Annotated in this window: 1 protein-coding gene; it reads right to left on the bottom strand. The window is 40.0% G+C overall.

Annotation, left to right across the window (positions count from 1 at the left end; all coding sequences use genetic code 11):
* Positions 1 to 197: 197 nt before the first annotated feature.
* On the bottom strand, positions 198 to 773 hold a 576-nt coding region (locus GY937_07830; protein MCP5056626.1), incomplete at its 5' end, for a hypothetical protein.

Raw genomic sequence — 773 nt, 5'->3', positions numbered from 1 at the left:
CGCCATGGTTGTTTAGGATCATCTTTAGGAGCCATGTGGAGGGGAGTCGCCCATGGGGATTCACCCCTATAGACTATCCCTTGTTCTTCGAGCATGGCGTAATGTTGTTTGGCTATTTCGAGCTTTTCACCTATGATTCTTCTTGGTTTTTGGAAGGTTGGCGGTCCTGTTGTTTCTATGTGGTGTTCTACTGGATGTCATATTTGGTCGTTGGGAGAGATGTCATTGAAAACGCCTTTGTATTTTTCTAAGATTGTTTCGAATTGTTGTTTTATCATTGTTGGGGCCTCAATAGAATTGACTGTTTGTTGGGTTTGTACTCTTTGGTTATTTGCTAAACATTGGATTTCATTTCTTTGATTGATTTGGTGGTTGTTGGATCTGGTTTGTCTTTCATGAATGCATGGTTTTTGGCATTTGTAAGCTCTTTTGCCAAATGTTCGATGGTACCAACATATATCCATGTCTTGTGTTGTTTGGTTGAGTATTGTGATCGTATTTAAGTGGGCGTTTTCAATGTTTGTGAGGTGGTTATAAGAACCTTGTGATCTATTGGCCTTTGGGTAGTGGACCATAGTTTGGTTGCTTGGATTGAAACCTGGTGATTGTGGTCTGTTTTGGGAATAGCCTGGGCTTGGACTTCTGTTTTGGTATTGGTTTGGGGTTTGATTTAGATTTCTAAACTGTTGTCTACCTCCTTGTTGTTGATCTTGATGGGTATTTTGTTGTTGTTGGTTTTGATAGGCATGTTGTTGTTGACTCTGATTTTTGAT

It is taken from the genome of bacterium (assembly GCA_024228115.1).
GTDB lineage: Bacteria > Myxococcota_A > UBA9160 > UBA9160 > UBA6930.
This window is presented reverse-complemented; position numbering and strand designations above follow the sequence as displayed.